This window comes from Actinomadura flavalba DSM 45200 (assembly GCF_000374305.1).
In the GTDB taxonomy this organism is placed as follows: domain Bacteria; phylum Actinomycetota; class Actinomycetes; order Streptosporangiales; family Streptosporangiaceae; genus Spirillospora; species Spirillospora flavalba.
Genome location: NZ_KB894096.1, coordinates 280,586 through 296,351, shown reverse-complemented (window position 1 = coordinate 296,351; position 15,766 = coordinate 280,586). Strand labels below are relative to the sequence as shown.

The 15,766-nt window shown below is 75.9% G+C and carries 14 protein-coding genes; 5 read left to right on the top strand and 9 right to left on the bottom strand.

The genetic code is table 11. The features are described 5' to 3' along the window. Positions 1-17: 17 nt before the first annotated feature. Entirely contained in the window at positions 18-1,079 is a 1,062-nt protein-coding gene (locus C229_RS0117370) for a GlxA family transcriptional regulator (RefSeq protein ID WP_018656360.1), read from the top strand. Between the two features lie 421 nt (positions 1,080-1,500). Here the strand turns inward: C229_RS0117370 and C229_RS0117365 are convergent, their stop codons facing one another. Next, the gene (locus C229_RS0117365) at positions 1,501-2,124 is read right to left on the bottom strand and encodes an IMPACT family protein (RefSeq protein WP_026313887.1); all 624 of its coding nucleotides are present in this window, start codon (positions 2,122-2,124) and stop codon (positions 1,501-1,503) included. An 82-nt stretch (positions 2,125-2,206) separates the two neighbouring features. On the opposite strand from C229_RS0117365, the gene C229_RS0117360 reads away from it, so the two are divergent. Next, positions 2,207-2,854, top strand: coding sequence for a TetR/AcrR family transcriptional regulator (locus C229_RS0117360; RefSeq protein ID WP_018656358.1), 648 nt, complete (start codon positions 2,207-2,209; stop codon positions 2,852-2,854). Here C229_RS0117360 and C229_RS35440 read toward each other — a convergent pair. The 5 genes from C229_RS35440 to C229_RS0117335 all read right to left on the bottom strand — a co-directional run bounded on the left by C229_RS35440 (position 2,808) and on the right by C229_RS0117335 (position 8,449). Continuing rightward, positions 2,808-3,698 (bottom strand): DUF3152 domain-containing protein, encoded by an 891-nt coding sequence (locus C229_RS35440; RefSeq protein ID WP_240487320.1) that lies wholly within the window; start codon positions 3,696-3,698, stop codon positions 2,808-2,810. The genes C229_RS0117360 and C229_RS35440 overlap by 47 nt on opposite strands. 117 nt (positions 3,699-3,815) lie before the next feature. Next, positions 3,816-4,619: an HAD-IIA family hydrolase gene (locus C229_RS0117350; RefSeq protein ID WP_018656356.1), complete on the bottom strand. Its 804-nt coding sequence runs from the start codon at positions 4,617-4,619 to the stop codon at positions 3,816-3,818. A gap of 253 nt (positions 4,620-4,872) precedes the next feature. Continuing rightward, positions 4,873-5,448 carry a TerD family protein gene (locus tag C229_RS0117345; protein ID WP_018656355.1) on the bottom strand — a complete coding sequence of 192 codons (576 nt, stop codon included), beginning with the start codon at positions 5,446-5,448 and terminating at the stop codon, positions 4,873-4,875. Positions 5,449-5,651: 203 nt separating this feature from the next. Continuing rightward, positions 5,652-7,445, bottom strand: coding sequence for an acyl-CoA dehydrogenase family protein (locus tag C229_RS30985; protein WP_018656354.1), 1,794 nt, complete (start codon positions 7,443-7,445; stop codon positions 5,652-5,654). Between the two features lie 53 nt (positions 7,446-7,498). Next, on the bottom strand, positions 7,499-8,449 hold the full coding sequence (locus tag C229_RS0117335; RefSeq protein WP_018656353.1) for an ACP S-malonyltransferase: 951 nt from the start codon (positions 8,447-8,449) through the stop codon (positions 7,499-7,501). Between the two features lie 182 nt (positions 8,450-8,631). Here C229_RS0117335 and C229_RS0117330 point away from each other — a divergent pair, with 182 nt between their 5' ends. Continuing rightward, positions 8,632-9,699 carry a 3-oxoacyl-ACP synthase III family protein gene (locus C229_RS0117330; protein ID WP_240487319.1) on the top strand — a complete coding sequence of 356 codons (1,068 nt, stop codon included), beginning with the start codon at positions 8,632-8,634 and terminating at the stop codon, positions 9,697-9,699. Between the two features lie 47 nt (positions 9,700-9,746). Here the strand turns inward: C229_RS0117330 and C229_RS0117325 are convergent, their stop codons facing one another. Next, the gene (locus C229_RS0117325) at positions 9,747-10,907 is read right to left on the bottom strand and encodes a PucR family transcriptional regulator (protein WP_240487318.1); all 1,161 of its coding nucleotides are present in this window, start codon (positions 10,905-10,907) and stop codon (positions 9,747-9,749) included. A gap of 291 nt (positions 10,908-11,198) precedes the next feature. Further along, positions 11,199-12,251 (bottom strand): aminotransferase class V-fold PLP-dependent enzyme, encoded by a 1,053-nt coding sequence (locus C229_RS0117320; protein ID WP_240487317.1) that lies wholly within the window; start codon positions 12,249-12,251, stop codon positions 11,199-11,201. Positions 12,252-12,367: 116 nt separating this feature from the next. Between C229_RS0117320 and C229_RS0117315 the strand changes: the two genes are divergently transcribed. Beyond that, complete coding sequence (locus C229_RS0117315) at positions 12,368-13,366, top strand: hypothetical protein (protein WP_026313884.1); 999 nt, start codon at positions 12,368-12,370, stop codon at positions 13,364-13,366. 99 nt (positions 13,367-13,465) lie between these two features. Then, positions 13,466-14,470, top strand: a complete 1,005-nt coding sequence (locus C229_RS0117310; protein WP_018656349.1) for a BtrH N-terminal domain-containing protein — start codon at positions 13,466-13,468, stop codon at positions 14,468-14,470. Here the strand turns inward: C229_RS0117310 and C229_RS0117305 are convergent. Beyond that, complete coding sequence (locus tag C229_RS0117305; protein WP_018656348.1) at positions 14,460-15,764, bottom strand: hypothetical protein; 1,305 nt, start codon at positions 15,762-15,764, stop codon at positions 14,460-14,462. The genes C229_RS0117310 and C229_RS0117305 overlap by 11 nt on opposite strands. Positions 15,765-15,766: the final 2 nt, after the last annotated feature.

Sequence of the window (15,766 nt, the reverse complement as noted above, 5' to 3'; positions counted from 1 at the left end):
TCCCCAACCCCCGCCCGGTGCGCCGCGTCGTGTTCCCGCTCGTGCCCGGCCTGCACCTGCTCGACCTGGCCGGGCCCGCCCAGGTGTTCTCCACCGCCGCCGACCAAGGCCACCCCTACCGCCTGCACCACCCCGGCCCCCACGCCACCGGCCCCAACGCCACCGGGACACGCGACACCGATCACGCGCGGAACCCCGGCCGCGCCACCGGCGACCCGCGCGGGGGCCGGGCCGCCGCACACGACCCGCACGGCAACGACCCGCATGGCAACGGTCCGGACGGCCGCCCGCACACGACCGTGCCCACCGCGCAGGGCCTCACCCTGCACGCCGACGCCACCTGGCCCGACCTCACCCCCGACGACCTGATCATCGTTCCCGGCTGGCGGCACCGCCGCCCCGGCCGCCCGCCCCACCCCGGCGTCGACGCCGCCACCGCCGCCCGGCTCGCCGCCCACCACGCCGCGGGCGGCACCGTCGCCAGCGTCTGCGCCGGAGCGTTCGCCCTCGGCCAGGCCGGCCTGCTGGACGGACGCCGCTGCACCACCCACCACGCCCTGCACACGCAGCTCGCCGCCCGCCACCCCACCGCCACCGTCGTCCCCGACGTCCTGTACGTCACCGACGACCGCGTCGTCACCTCCGCCGGCATCGCCAGCGGCATCGACCTGGCCCTGCACCTGCTCGCCGTCCGCCACGGACCCGCCGCCGCAGCCCGCGCGGCCCGCGACATGGTCGTGCACACCCGCCGCAACGGCGACCAGCCCCAGGACAGCGCCATGCTGCGCCACCGCGCCCACCTGTCCGACGCCGTCCACCGCGCCCAGGACCTCATCGACGCCCACTACACCCGGCCCCTGCCGCTCGCCGACCTGGCCGCCGCCGCCGGCGTCAGCCCCCGCACCCTCACCCGCCGCTTCACCGCCGCCACCGGCCTCACCCCGCTGCGCTACCAGCAGAACCTGCGCCTGGAACACGCCCGCCACCTCATCGGCCAGGGCGCCACCCACGACACCGCCGCCCGCGCCGCCGGCTTCACCGACGCCCGCATGCTCCGCCGCCTCCGCACCCGCCCCTGACCACCCCACACCACCACCCGGCCCACGCCGCGATCCCCCCGCCGCCGTCGCCCGGACGCGGCCCTGGCCCGCGAGCACCGCGCCCGCGTCGGCCACCTCATCAGCGGCCGGTCCCGCACCGGCAAAGCCCGGCCCGCCAACCGCGCGCGGCAACCTGCGCCCGCTCCCCCGCGCGACGTCACCCCGCTACGGCGACACACGCCCCCGCGTCCCTCGGGCCACGCAGCGCACGAGGGTTCATCGCACCGCCGCGACGAAGCGCCCCGGCCCGCCACAGCCCGGCCACCGCGCGACGTCACTCCACTGCGGCAACACACGCCCCCGCGTCCCTCGGACCACGCAGCGCACGAGGGTTCATCACGTCCGCACATCGCCGCGACGAAGCCCCCTGCACGTCAACCCGGCACGGTGGACCGGCACGTCAACGTAAAGGTTCCTCGGCGTGGGTCACCTCGCCGTGGGCCACGAGCGCGCGGCCCGACGTCGCCGACGCCGTCCACCGCTCGAAGGCGTCCGCGTCGGGCACCGGGACGCGGACGTCCACCTCGACCGACGCGCCGTAGCGGACGGCCACCGGGGTCAGGCTCCGCGCCCGCAGATCGCCCAGGTACCGGGCCGCCGGGCCGTGGTCCAGCGCGACGGTCAGCGACACGACCCGCACCAGCTCCACCACGCCCGCCGCCGACACCGCGTCGGCCACCGCCTGCCCGTAGGCGCGCGCCAGGCCGCCCGCGCCCAGCTTCACCCCGCCGAAGTACCGGGTCACCACCGCCGCCGTGCCGGTCAGGCCGCGCCGCACCAGCACCTCCAGCATCGGAGCCCCGGCCGTGCCCGCCGGTTCCCCGTCGTCGCTGCTGCGGGTGAACTCCCCGAGCGCGCCGACGACGTACGCCGAGCAGTTGTGCGTGGCGTCGCGGTGCGCCCGGCGATGCCCGGCCACGAACGCCGCCGCGGCGGCCTGGTCGTCCACCCGCGCCAGCGTGCACACGAACCGGGAACGCCGCACCTCCAGCTCCCATGACCCGCCCCGGGCGATCCTGCGCATAGGCCACCGAGTCTAGGCGCGGGCCGTGCGCGACCCGCCCCGCCGGGTGCCCGGCGTGCCCCCGCATGTCAGACTTGCGCGCGTGAACGCCCACGGCGCCAGCGCACCGCTCACCCGCGACCAGATCATCGAGGCCGCCCTCGACCTGGTCACCCGCGAAGGAGGCAACGCCCTGTCGATGCGGCGGGTGGCCACCGCCGTCGGCGCCGCCCCCATGAGCATCTACCGGCACGTGCGCGGACGCGAGGAACTGCTCACCCTGCTCATGGACCGCGTCATCGGCGCGCTGCCCCGCCCCGACCTGCCCGTGTCACCCCGCGACCGGCTCCTCACCCTGCTCACCTGGCAGCACGAGCGGCTGGCCGAACGCCCCTGGATCGTCGAGGTCCTCATCCGCGGCGAACTGGCCGCGCCGTCCCTCATGTGGCTCATGGAGGACGTCTACACCGCCTGGACCGACTGCGGCCTCACCCTCGACCAGGCCACCCGCGCCCACCGCATCGTGTGGGTGTTCACCTTCGGCGACCTGGTGCAGCGCATCCACCCCGGCAGCCCCGGCGCCTCACAGGTCCTGGGCACCGCCCCCGGACCCGCCCCCCACATGGAACAGCTCGGCGACCGCTGGAACCCCCACGGCGGCCAGCCCCACTTCCCCGGCGACCTGATCGTCCTGGTCGACGCGCTCATCTCCCGGCCCGGCGATCACCACCCGGAAACGGCCACGGATTGATCCGGCACCCCAGCAGCGACTTGGACTGCTGCACCATCACCGGCGCCCGCCGCCCCGGCGCCGGGCACCCCGCGTGCCCGTGCCCCAGCGCGTGCCCGACCTCGTGCCCCACGACGTACTCCCGGTAGGACGCCAGGTCACGGCCGTAGGTGACGGCGCCCAGCCCCCACCGCCGCGCGTTGATCACCGACCGGTTCCCCGCCTTGCACGACAGCTCGCCCCCGGTGATCAGCGGCGCGCACAGCCGGTCGGTCAGCGACGGCGAGGCCAGCGCCACCCGGAACCGCACCGGCCCGCCGCTCACCCGCGCGAACCGCATCCGGCCGCCCGCGCCCCACCCGCGCGGATCGTTGAGGATGCGGTGCACCTCGGCCGCGAACCCCGCGCCCGCGAACGGCAGGCCCCGCTCCACCTCCACGCTGTAGCGGACCAGCGTCCCCGACCGGCCCACCGCAGGACGCGCCGACCCCGGCACCGCCGCCAGCCGCCCCGACGCCGCCACCGGCACCCGCACCCGGCGCGGCTGCGCCCGCCCGTTCACCACCAGCGCGCGCGGCACCGCCGACGCCGACGCCGAAGCGGCGGGCGGACGCGGCGACGCCGACGCGTCCGGCGCCGCGGGCGCCCCCGCGCCCGTGCGCGCGTGACCCTCGTCCCCTCCGGCGGCCAGCACCACCGACCCCGCACCGGCCGCCGCCACCAGCGCGCCCGCGACCAGCCCCGCGATCCCGCCCCGCCGCCGCGCTGTCCGTGTCGTCCGCGCAGCCCGTGCCCTGCGGCGTCCGCCGCGCCCGGGCGCCGGTGCCCCGGCAGGCTCGCGCCGCTCCCCCTGTAGTTCGTGCACGCTCGTCCGGTCCCCCGCCCCCGACCACCATGATCGGCAAGCATCGTAGAACGCGGCACCGCCCCCACCCGCCCCCGGGGGTCGCCCACGCCCCGCCCGCCCCGCCGGGCGGCGGCCTCAGGAGACCAGGTCGATCGCGTCCGCGATCGACGGCAGCACCAGCGACGGACGGTAGGGGAAGCGGTCCACCTCCTCGCGGGCCGTCACCCCGCTCAGCACCAGCAGCGTGCGAAGCCCCGCCTCGATGCCCGCCACCACGTCGGTGTCCATCCGGTCACCGATCATCACCGTGGACTCGCTGTGCCCGCCGACCTCGTTCAGCGCCGTGCGCATCATCAGCGGATTGGGCTTGCCGACGAAGTAGGGCGCCACCCCCGTCGCCCGCGTGATCATCGCCGCGACCGCGCCCGTCGCCGGCATCGACCCCTCCGCCGACGGCCCGATCGGATCGGGATTGGTCGCCACGAACCGGGCGCCGCGCTCGATCAGCCGCACCGCGCGGGTGATCTGCGAGAAGCTGTAGGTGCGGGTCTCGCCCAGCACCACGTAGTCGGGCTCCAGATCGGTCAGCACGTACCCGGCCTCGTGCAGCGCCGTCGTCAGCCCCGCCTCACCGATCACGTACGCGGTGCCCTCGGGCCGCTGGTCGGACAGGAACGCGGCCGCCGCCAGCGCCGACGTGAAGATCGACTCGGCGGGGACGTCCAGGCCGAGCGCCATCAGCCGCGCCGACAGGTCCCGCCGCGTGTAGATCGAGTTGTTGGTCAGCACCAGGAACGGCTTGCCCGACGCCGTCAGCCGCCGCAGGAACTCCCCCGCCCCCGGGATCGCCTGGCCCTCGTGCACCAGGACGCCGTCCATGTCGGTCAGCCACGACCGGATCGGGCCGCGCTCGGTCAGCGTGCTTGTGTCGGCACTCATACCGGCATTGTCGCAGGCCACGGTCCCACCCCGGCGGCCCGGGGCACAGCCGCCACAGCCCGCCGACCCGCCCGCCGAACCACACCCCGGCACGCTGCGCGACGTCCTGAGAAGCCTCCCGCGCGCACGGCGACGCCCCCTTCCTCGTCCACGAGGACGAACGCCTGTCGAACGGCGGCTCACCGGCGCGGGACGGCGGGTGCCCCGGGTGGACCGGGACACCCGCGCGCCGGTACCGCGCCGGGGGCGCGGTTCAGACGTTGACGCCGAAGTCGGACGCGATGCCCGACAGGCCCGAGGCATAGCCCTGCCCGACCGCGCGGAACTTCCACTCCGCGCCGTTGCGGTACAGCTCGCCGAACACCATCGCGGTCTCGGTCGAGGCGTCCTCGGTGAGGTCGTAGCGCGCCAGCTCGTTGTCGTCGGCCTGGTTGACCACGCGGATGAACGCGTTGCGGACCTGACCGAAGCTCTGCTGGCGGCCGTCGGCGTCGTAGATCGACACCGGGAAGACGATCTTGTCGACCTCGGCGGGAACGCCCGCCAGGTTCACCTTGATCTGCTCGTCGTCGCCCTCGCCCTCACCGGTCAGGTTGTCGCCGGTGTGCTCCACCGAACCGTCGGGGCTCTTGAGGTTGTTGAAGAACACGAAGTGCTGGTCCGACACGACCTTGCCCTGCGCCGACACCAGCAGCGCGCTGGCGTCCAGGTCGAAGTCGGTGCCGGTCGTGGTCCGCACGTCCCAGCCCAGGCCCACCACCACCGCGGTCAGTCCGGGAGCCTCCTTGGTCAACGAGACGTTGCCGCCCTTGCTCAGACTGACGCCCACTTGTCTACCTCCGCTTTGATCGGCCGTGCGCGGATGCGGTCATCCGCGCGCTCACAACGCCAAACGGTAGCCAGCGCCCCCGGGTTCCCCGCCACGCCGCCCCGTCCCGGCGTGGCGCGCGCCACCGCGCGCCGGGCTCCGCCCCCGGCTCCCCAGGCGGCCGCACCGTCCACGCCGATTCACCCTCGGCGAGAGCGCGGCGCTCACTCCCCGGTGACGAACGCGGCGGGCGCGCCGAGCCCCGACGGCGGCTCCAGCGCCGCCGCCAGCGGCTCCACCGCCACCTCGCCCGCCAGGTCCCGCCGCGCCGCCCACACCCGGTCCAGCAGCCCCGGCCCGGCCACGCCCTCGTTCAGCAGCACGCCCGCCCGCCGCGCCATCCAGTCCAGCGCCGCCATCCGCCACAGCGGCGCCGCCTGCGCCGGGCCGTCCGCCGCCGCGGCCGCGACGATCTCCAGGACCGTCCGGTCGGCCAGCGCCGTCGCCGCCGCCCGCGCCGGGGCCAGCTCGGCGTTCCACGCCGCGAACGCCGACGCGCCGCCCGCCTGCGCCCCCTCGACCCGCGCCGCCAGCTTGGCCGCCAGCCGCGCCTCCACCGCCCCCGCCAGCGCCGGCCACACCTGCGGATCGGCCAGATCCTCCAGCGACGGCGGAACGTCCGGCGGCGGGACGTAGCGGTCCCGCGCCGCCATCGCCCGCGCGGTGTCGAACAGGATCAGGTCGTTGTCGCCGCCCGCGCTCATGTAGGCGTGCGTCAGCCCCCGGTAGGCGTTGAGACGGTCGGTCGCGGCGAACCCCGGCGCGCCGCTGTGCAGCCGGCACCGCGTCACCGTCTCCTGCGCCGCCGCCGTCACCGCCGCCTTCAGCAGCGCCAGGTCCCGGTCCACCGCCGACCACGGCGCCCACGCCCCGCCCGCCGCCGCGACCGCCGCCGGGCCCGGCGCCTCGGCCGACGTCCGGCGCGCCTTGACGTGCGCGGCCACCGCCGTCAGCGTGTACGCCGACGCCAGCGACCCCAGCACCGCCTCCCCCTGGTTGCGGTACCCCGCCAGCGGCGCCGACGGCGCCAGCCGCCCCAGCGTCACCCGCCCCGAGGTGTGCGCCGCCAGCAGCGACGCCGACGCCCGCGTCACCGCCGCCGACGCCGCCACCACCGCCCGCCACACCGCCGGGCCGATCGCCATCGACCGCGTCAGCCGCGCCGCCGGATCACCGACCGGATCGTGGAAGGCGCCCTCGTCGTCGAACGACGCCCCGTCGCGCAGCCACGCCTCATAGGGGACGCGCACCCCCTCCAGCCGCACCGCCGCGTAGTCCACCGGCAGCCCGCCGGTCTCGGGCGCCGCCACGATCCGCACCCCGTCGGGCACCGACCCGTCCGCCGCGCGCACCGGCACCACGAACACGAACACGCCCCGCTCCCGGCCCCCCTCCACCAGCGTCGCGTACACCGCGGCGGTCTTGGCCACGCCCGGATGCGCGGTGTTGGTGGGGAACTTGGCGGCCCGCGCGTCCGGCGTCGACAGCACGAACGCGCGCGCGGCGGCGTCGAACACCGCGGTGGTGCGCGGCGCCAGATGGCTGTTGCTGCGCCCGGCCTCGGTCATCAGCAGCGTCCCGACGTCCTCGAACGCCTCCAGCCGCGCCCGCGCCGCGCCCTGCTGCCCGCCGCCGAACCGCAGGATCGGGCCCAGCGCCAGCGTGTAGTGCAGCAGCATCACGTGGAACAGCGCCGGGTCGGCGACGGCGGCGCGTTCCAGCAGCCCGCACAGCAGCGCCGGATCGTCCAGCAGCTCGGCCGCCGGCGGCGCCGCCCGGCCCGCCGCGCGCAGCCGCTCGTAGGTCAGCGCCTGCCGGTCGCGGGCGTTCAGCCCGGCCGGGACCTGCCCGAACGCGTCCGGGACGGCCTCGGCCAGCCGCGCCCGGTCCTTGGCCGGCAGATCGCCGCGCACGAACCGCAGCAGCTCGGGAGAGGGGGAGGTCGGGGGGTGGGTCATCGCGCCGCTCCTGTCCAGTGAGGGGGAATCGGGCCGAACGCGGGTCAGGGGTGTCAGGGATGTTCGGAGACGGTGGCGAACGCGCGGGCGCCCGGCACCGACAGGTGGACGCTGTGGCACAGCGCCTCGCCCGGCCCGGCCTGCACGAACACCCCGACGCCGGTGCCGTGCACCGCGCGCAGGAGCTCCGGCAGCCGCAGCGGGCGCACGATGCAGTCGGCCAGCGCCCGGTGCGGGTCGTCGCCGCAGTGATAGGCGCGGCCCCGCACCGGCGAGTACACCGGCAGCGACGCCGGGGACACCCGGAACCCGCGGATGCGGTCGTACCACTGGTCGTCGGCGCCCGCCAGCGACGGATGGTGCGCCAGATAGGGGACGTCCAGGACGGCGCTGCGCACCCCGCGCTCGCGGCCCGCCGCCCGCAGCCGCCCCAGCTCCTCCAGCGGCCCCGACACCACCGTGACCGCCGGGGCGTTGGTGCACGCCACGACCGTCGCGGCCAGGCCCGCCGCCGCCAGCAGCGCCGCGGTGTCGGCCTCGGGCGCCGCGACCACCGCCATGCCGCCGCCCGCGCCGCGCGCCGACAGCACCTCCACCAGGCTCACGGCCATGCGGGCGCCGTCGGCGACCGTGAACATGCCCGCCGCGACCATCGCGGCGATCTCCCCGAAGCTCTGCCCCACCACGCACGCCGGGACGACGCCGCGCGCCCGCAGCACCCGGTCGGCCACCAGCGAGCACGCGTACGCGCACACCTGCGCCACCCCCGGCCGCAGCGCCGCCCGCGCGTACGACGGCGGATCGTCCAGCAGCAGCGCCGCCAGGACGGGCCAGCCCGGCGGCAGCCCCTCCTGCGCCCCGTCCAGGACGGCCCGCGCAACCGCGCGGTCACCGGCGCCGTCGACCAGGACGTTCAGGGCGGGCGTCCCGCCCGACCCGGTGCCCGGGAACAGGAAGGCGGTCGTGTCGTCGGGCTTGAGCTCCTGCGTCCAGGCCAGGGTCATCGTCCGGGCTCCTTACCTCAAGGACAGACTCGCTTCGGTTGGTGGATTAACGACGATCGACCCCGCACCATGGCATAAAAGTTACAAAGCCAAAGTATCGCTGGAGCGCGGCGGTCTGACAACCGGTCAGTTCCGCCCCGCCCGACCCGCCCGGCCCCCCGCCGGGTTGAGGGGAGCGCCCCGTGTCACCTCCGCGGCCACGTCCACGACCCATCACCCCACCCCCCGGACCCGACCCCGGCCACACGCCGCCGGTCCGCCAGCGCGTCGCCGTGCTGGGCACCGGCGCGCACCTGCCCGCCCGCCGCGTCACCAGCGCCGAACTCACCCGCGAACTGGACCTGGCGCCCGGCTGGATCGAGGAACGCACCGGCATCGACGCCCGGCACGTCGCCGCGCCCGGCCAGGCCGCCTCCGACCTGGCCGCCCACGCCGCACGCGACGCCCTGGACGCCGCCGGGATCACCCCCGCCGACGTCGGCCTCATCGTCGTGGGCACCTCCACCCCCGACGAACTGGGCCCCTCCACCGCCTGCCGCGTCCAGGCCCTCATCGGCGCCCCCCGCGCCGCCGCGTTCGACGTCGCCGCCGCGTGCACCGGCTTCGTCTACGGCCTGCACACCGCCGCCGGATGGCTCGCCGTCCAGCACGGCGCCTCCCCCTACGCCCTGGTCATCGGCGTCGAGGTGTACTCGCGGTTCCTCAACCCCGCCGACCGCGCCACCGCCGTCCTGTTCGGCGACGGCGCCGCCGCCGCCGTCCTGGGCCCCACCGGCCCGCCCCACGGCATCGTGGCCATGGGCCTGGGCGCCGACGGCACCCGCGCCGGCGACGTCCTCATCCCCGCCGGCGGCAGCCGCGCCCCCGCCAGCCCCGCCACCCTCACCGGGCAGGGCCACACCATCCACATGGACGGCCGCGCCGTCCGCGAGTTCATCACCGGAACGTTCCCCACCCTGGTGACCGCCGCCCTGGACCAGGCCGGCGTCAAACCCGGCGACCTGGCCAAGGTCGTCCCGCACCAGCCCAACCCCCGGCTCGTCGCCTCCCTCGCCCCGGCCGCCGGGCTGGACCCCGGCCAGCTCGTCATCACCGGCCGCGACGTCGGCAACATCGGCGCCGCCAGCCTCCCCTACGCCCTGCACCACGCCGTCACCCACCGGGCCCTGCCCGACCGGTCCCTGGTCCTGCTCGCCGGATTCGGCGCCGGGCTCACCTGGGGCCACGTCCTGTTCTGCTGGCGCGCCTGACCCGCCGCCGGGCGCCCCCTGCGCGGCGGCGCCCGGCGGCCCGGCGATCACTCGGTGAGGTCGCCCTCGGCCGCGATCCACACGTGCAGCAGCAGCATCAGCTCCAGCCGGATCGACGGGTCCTCCACGTCGAAGTCCAGCAGCTCGTGCAACTGCCCCAGGCGATACCGGACGGTCTGCGGATGCACGTGCAGCGCCGCCGCCGCGCCGGTGGCGTTGAACCCGTTCTTCAGGCACTCCAGCAGCGTCACCGCCAGCCGCAGCCCGTGCCGCGAACGCGTCCGCGTCAGCGGCTCCAGCCGCCGCGCCGCCACGATCTCGGTGAGCCGCCCGCCCTCCTCCAGCAGCAGCTCGCGCACATGGTCCTCGGCGCGGGCCAGCATCCCCTCCCGGCCCTCCGGCTCGGGGATCACCCCGGCGTTCACCAGCTCCAGCGTCCGCCGCGCCCACTGCAACGACACCCGCGCCTCGCCCACCGGAACCGCCGGGCCCACCGCGCCCACCCAGCCCGACAGCGTCGCCGCCAGCCGCTCGGCCTGCCCCGGCCCGTCCGGATCGGGCATGATCAGGCACGGACGGCCCCCGTCCATCCCCGACAGCATCTCGGGCATCAGCCCCGCCGGGCCGTCCCCGCCGCCGCCCGGACGCGGCCGCAGCACGATCACCGCCATCCGCTGCGGCAACGGCCAGCCCGCCAGCTCCGCCTGCTCGGCCACCACCTCGCCCGGCACCTCGGTGTCGGCCAGCAGCAGGCTCAGCAGCCGGTGCCGCCGCTGCTCCCGCTCACCCGCCGCCTTCTCCTTGGCCCGCCGGTACCCGTCGGCCGCCGCCGCGGCCAGCTCGTCCAGATACGCGAAGTTCGCCTCGGCCATCACCGACAGCAACGCCAGCGGACGATCCATCTTCTGGTACTCGGTCGCCAGATACCGCCACGCCACCCGCGACGCGATCCGCATCGCGTTCTGCAGGTGCTCCAGGTTGCGGCCCTCCACCGCCTCCCCGTAGCCGACGTCGAAGTACACCTGGTAGACGTCCTTCCAGGAACTGTCCGCGTCGGCGATCAGCCGCACCAGATGCTCCATCGCGAACGACACCGCCGCCTCGACGACCTGCCGGTACACCGGATCGTCGGGACGCGCGTACTCGGGCACCTCCCCCAGCACCGCCCCGACCATCAGCTCCTGCACCGTGGGCAGGTGCGCGCGCATCCACACCGCCTCCTCGGGCGCCACCTGACGCCACGGCTGCGACGCCGCCCCGCGCCCCGCATGCCCCCCGCAACCCCGCGCCGAAGCGCCGTCCTGCACCGTCATCACCGCGCGCACCTCCCGCCGGGCGGACCTCGGCCCGGAGCATCGACGGTAGGTAGCCGCCCCCCGCCGCGACACTCAATCGGTGAACTCGCGCGACACCCCCACTTGTCACCGCCATGACAAACCGGCGGGTCACTTAGGGCGTTCCGGCGCGTCCACCGCACGGACGGACGGTGAACCCGCGCACTAGCCGCGCACGCCCAGGTCCGCCAGGACGGTCAGCGCGTCGTCCACGTCCCGCTCCGTCGTCGACACGTGGAACGCGCACCGCAGCCGCCCCGCCCGCAGCGCCGCCACCACCCCCCGCTCCCGCAGCGCCGCCCCCGTGCCCTCGGGCACCTCCAGCGACACGATCGCCGACGCCCCCGCCGCCAGCCCCAGACCCGCCCGGAACCGGTTCGCCAGCCCCACCCCGTGCCCGTGCAGCGCCTCCACGCCCACGCGTTCCAGCAGCTCCAGCGCCGGAGCGTGCCCCACCCACGCCGGCCACACCGGGGACAGGTCCAGCCGCCGCGCGTCCCCCGCCGGCCGGTACGGCTCCCCGTACAGGTCCCGCCACGGGCTCTGGGTGCCGTACCAGCTCGCCCCCACCGGCGGCAGCGCCGCCAGCGCCTCGGCCGAACCCGTCAGGAACGCCGTCCCGCGCGGGCCCAGCAGCCACTTGTAGCCCCCGCACACCAGCCAGTCGGCGCCCGCGGCGTCCAGCGGCAGCCAGCCCAGCGCCTGCGTCGCGTCCAGCAGCAGCCGGGCGCCGTGCGTCCGGCACGCCGACGCCAGCGCCTCCAGCGGAGCCACCGCACCATCGGCCGACTGCACCGCCGACACCGCCACCACGTCCCCCGGCTCGACCGCCTCGGCGATCCGCGCCAGCGGCACCGTGCGCACCCGCAGATCGGGACGGGCCGAGAACGGGAACAGCAGCGACCCGAACTCGCCCTCGGCGCTCAGCACACTCGTCCCCGGCGGCAGCGACGCCGCCACCAGCCCCACGAAGTACGACACGTGCGAGGCCACCGCCACTCGCTCCACCGGCACCCCCGCCAGGCGCCCGAACGACGCCCGCGCCGACGCGACCGCCGCGTCCACCCCCACCGGCTCCAGCAGCCCCTCCGCACGGTCGCGTTCGGCGGCCAGCACGGCGGCGTGCGCGGCACGCGGCGGCAGCCCGAACGTCGCGGTGTTGAGGTAGACGACCCGGGCGGAGAACTCGCGCTGCGCGGCCTCGATCGAAAGACTCATGATCCCGATCATGCCGCGCGCCGGGACGAACCGTGCATCCCGGCATCGACTTTCGGCTACCCGCCCTGACCCATCGGCCGCTGCCGCACCCCGCGCCCGCCGACCAGGCTGAACCCATGATCCGGGGCATCAGGACGGGAGCGTCCCAGGGACGCTGGACACTCGAACACGACGGGCAACGGCTGGAGGTCGACTCCGCGCGCACCGGCGCCCGCCGCACCGTCCACCTGCGCGCGGACGACCACGACGCCACGCGGACCACCGCCACCACGCGCGCGACCCTGCCCTGGGACGAACGCCACGAAATCCTGGTGCGCTACGACGCCCTCGGCTACCTCGACGGCCTCCCCACCTCCGTCGTCCTACGCCCCACCCCCAACAAGAAGACCAACAACCCCGACGAACCCGACACCAACCACGACGAGCGAACCGACACCAACGCCACCGCCACCGACACCGGTGCTGGTGGCGGTGCGAACGTCGACGCCGACGGGCAAGCCCGCAACGGCGACAGCGGCGCCGACGATAGCCACGGCTACGACGACGGCAGTGGCGGTGGCGGTGGTGGCGGTGGCGGTGGTGGCGGCGGTGGTGGCGGCGGTGGTGGCGGCACCCGTGCCGACGCCAACGACAACGACGGCGACAACGACGGCGACAACGACGGCGGCGAGGGCGACGGCGGCGACGGCGACGGCGACGGCGAGATCGCGTTCGCCCCGCCGGACGGTACCCGTGCCGCACGCCGCGCCCGATTCGCCCGGGAGCATCCCGCCCTGTACGCCTCCCGGCACGTCGCCCTGGCCACCGGCAAGATCCTCATCGGGCTGCTGGGGCTGAGCGTGCTCGTCCGGGCCCTGCTGCCCCGCATCGACCTGCCCGACCTCCCGGACATGCCGGATATTCCGTGGCCCGATCTGCCCGGCATCCCGTGGCCGCGGCTACCCGACCTCGTCCTGTGGGACTGGCTCAGCGCGGTCCTGCGCACGACCCAGTACTGGATGCCGATCCTCATCGCCGTGGGCGTCGCCGTCCGCGAGGTCGAACGCCGCAAGAACAAGCAGCGCCGCGCCGAAGAGACCGGGGACGACGACCGCACACCGTCCTCCACCGAATAACGCGCCCCGTGGACTCTCCCACCGTGGGAGAGTTCACCCTGGAGACGAACCGGTGATCCACCGGCCTGCCCGGACGAGGAGCGCACGGCATTGAGCGCCATGGTGAAGATCGACGCCCGCGGCGGGCAGCACTGCGAGACGACCACGCTCGGCGTGCTGCTCCGCCACCAGGACCTGGACCTGTCCGAACCGATGATCTTCGGCCTCGGCTCCGGCCTGTCCTTCATCTACTGGGACGCCAAGAACCTGGACTTCCCCTTCCTCGGCGGACGCGTCAAACCGTTCGACCTCACCCGGAACCTCGCCGCCCGCCTCGGCCTGGACCTGCGCGTCCAGGAGACGACCTCCCCCCGCAAGGGCTGGGACAACGTCGCCGCCGCCCTCGGCGACGGCCGGCCCGTCGGACTCCAGCTCGACAGCGCCCACCTGGACTACTTCAGCTCCAAGGCCCACTTCGGCGGGCATGTCGTCGCCCTGTACGGCTACGACGACGAGGTCGCCCACCTGGTCGACACCGCCGCGCAGGGCGGCGCGGTGACGACCACCCGGACCGGCCTGGCCGACGCCCGCGCCGCGCGCGGCCCGATGACCGCCCGGCACCGCTCCTTCACCCTCACCGCCACCCCGGACGCGCCCGCCCCGCACGACCGGATCATCCCCGCGATCACCGCCTGCGCCGACGCGTTCCTGCACCCGCCCATCGCCAACCTCGGCCACCGTGGCGTCCAGAAGGCCGCCACGCTCGTGCCCGGCTGGCTCGAGCGGACCGACGACCCGGGACGCGACCTCCCCCAGGCCGCCCGGCTGATGGAGGAGGGCGGCACCGGCGGCGCCCTGTTCCGCGTCCTCTACCGCGACTTCCTCGCCGAATCTTTGACGGTCGTGGACAGCCGTCACCTGCGCGCCGGCCACGACCTGTACGCCGAGGCCGCGCCGCTGTGGACCGAGGTCGCCGCGCTGATCACCCGCGCGGGTGAGAGCGGCGACGCCGCGTGCCTCCGGCGGGCGGGCACCGTCCTGCACGACCTGTCCCGCATTGAGCACGACGCCATGCGGGCCCTGAGCCGCCTGGCCGACGACGCGCCGCGTCCGGTCAGCCGCTGAGCAGCGCGAACAGTCCCGCGCACGTCAGCGCCACCATCACCACCGCCACCGGGAGCTGCCCGCGCAGCGCCCGGCCCGGCGGGGTCGTGCGCAGCGCCAGGTCGTGCGCGGCCAGCGTCGCCAGGATGTGGCCGATGACGATGCCGTTCACCTGCACCTGCGCCGTCAGCGTCGGCCCCGCCAGGTCGCTGTCAACGCGGTTGCCGGTCGAGCCCAGCAGGTTCCAGCCCGCGCCGAACGGGTCGCTGGCCAGGATGAACGTCGTCTGCCCCTCCAGCAGGAAGAACGAGAAGTAGTGCGCCAGCGTGTAGCCCAGCGCGATCGGCAGCAGCGTGGCGGCGTACCGGCCCGGCAGCTCGGCCGGGTCCTGGCCGGTCAGCGCCGCGCTGGCGCGCAGCGCGCCGAAGTACAGGACGGCCACGGCCCCGATCGCGGCCCCCAGGCCCAGCGTCCCCGCCGCCACGTTCCCCGCCGCGACGTTGTCGCGCCAGAACGTCGTGCGGGTGATGCCGTCGAACCCGGTCGAGCCGATCAGCACGCACGCGGTCGCGGCCAGCCCCGGCACGGCGACGCCGTCCATGAGGCCGGTCAGCGGCGTGCGCAGCACCGGGCGCCCGTCCGCGCGCCGCCCCAGCGGGCTCATCCGCGCCAGCAGCGAGGAATACGCCTCGAACCCGTCCCCGCGCGTGCACCAGTCGCGGCCGAACCACCAGGCCAGCGCGGTGTTCACGGCCAGGTAGCCGACGATCAGCGCGCCGACCAGGCGCGGGTCGGCGCGGCCCGGCGCGACCAGCTCCAGCCACACGAACGCCGTCAGCCACGCCGCCGCCGGCCAGTACCCCACGCCGGACGGCAGCGGACGGCGCCCGGTCACCGGCGTGCGGGTCACCGCGCACACGCCCGCGTGCAGGGTGCGGACGGGATTGACGCGCCGCCACACCGGCCCCAGCAGCACGCTCGCGGGCACCAGACCCACCCAGAACGTCACGTACAGCGCCCACGGCGCCAGGTTGCGCTGCTCGGTCGGCGGCCCCGCGAACGCCACCGCGACCACCAGCGCCGTCGCCGCCAGCGCCAGGACGCGGCCCGCCCAGGTGAGCGCCGGGCCGTCCAGGACGCGGGCGGGCCCGGCGGGCAGCGGACGCCCGCCGCCGGGGTCGATGCGCGGCCGTTTCCACGCGACCGTCAGCACCAGGAACGACACCGCGACCGCCGCGCCGCCGCCGACGATGGCGGCGACCGCGTCTAGCGGCAGGTCGGTGCGCCCGCCCAGGCCGTGCGCCAGGACGTCCACCG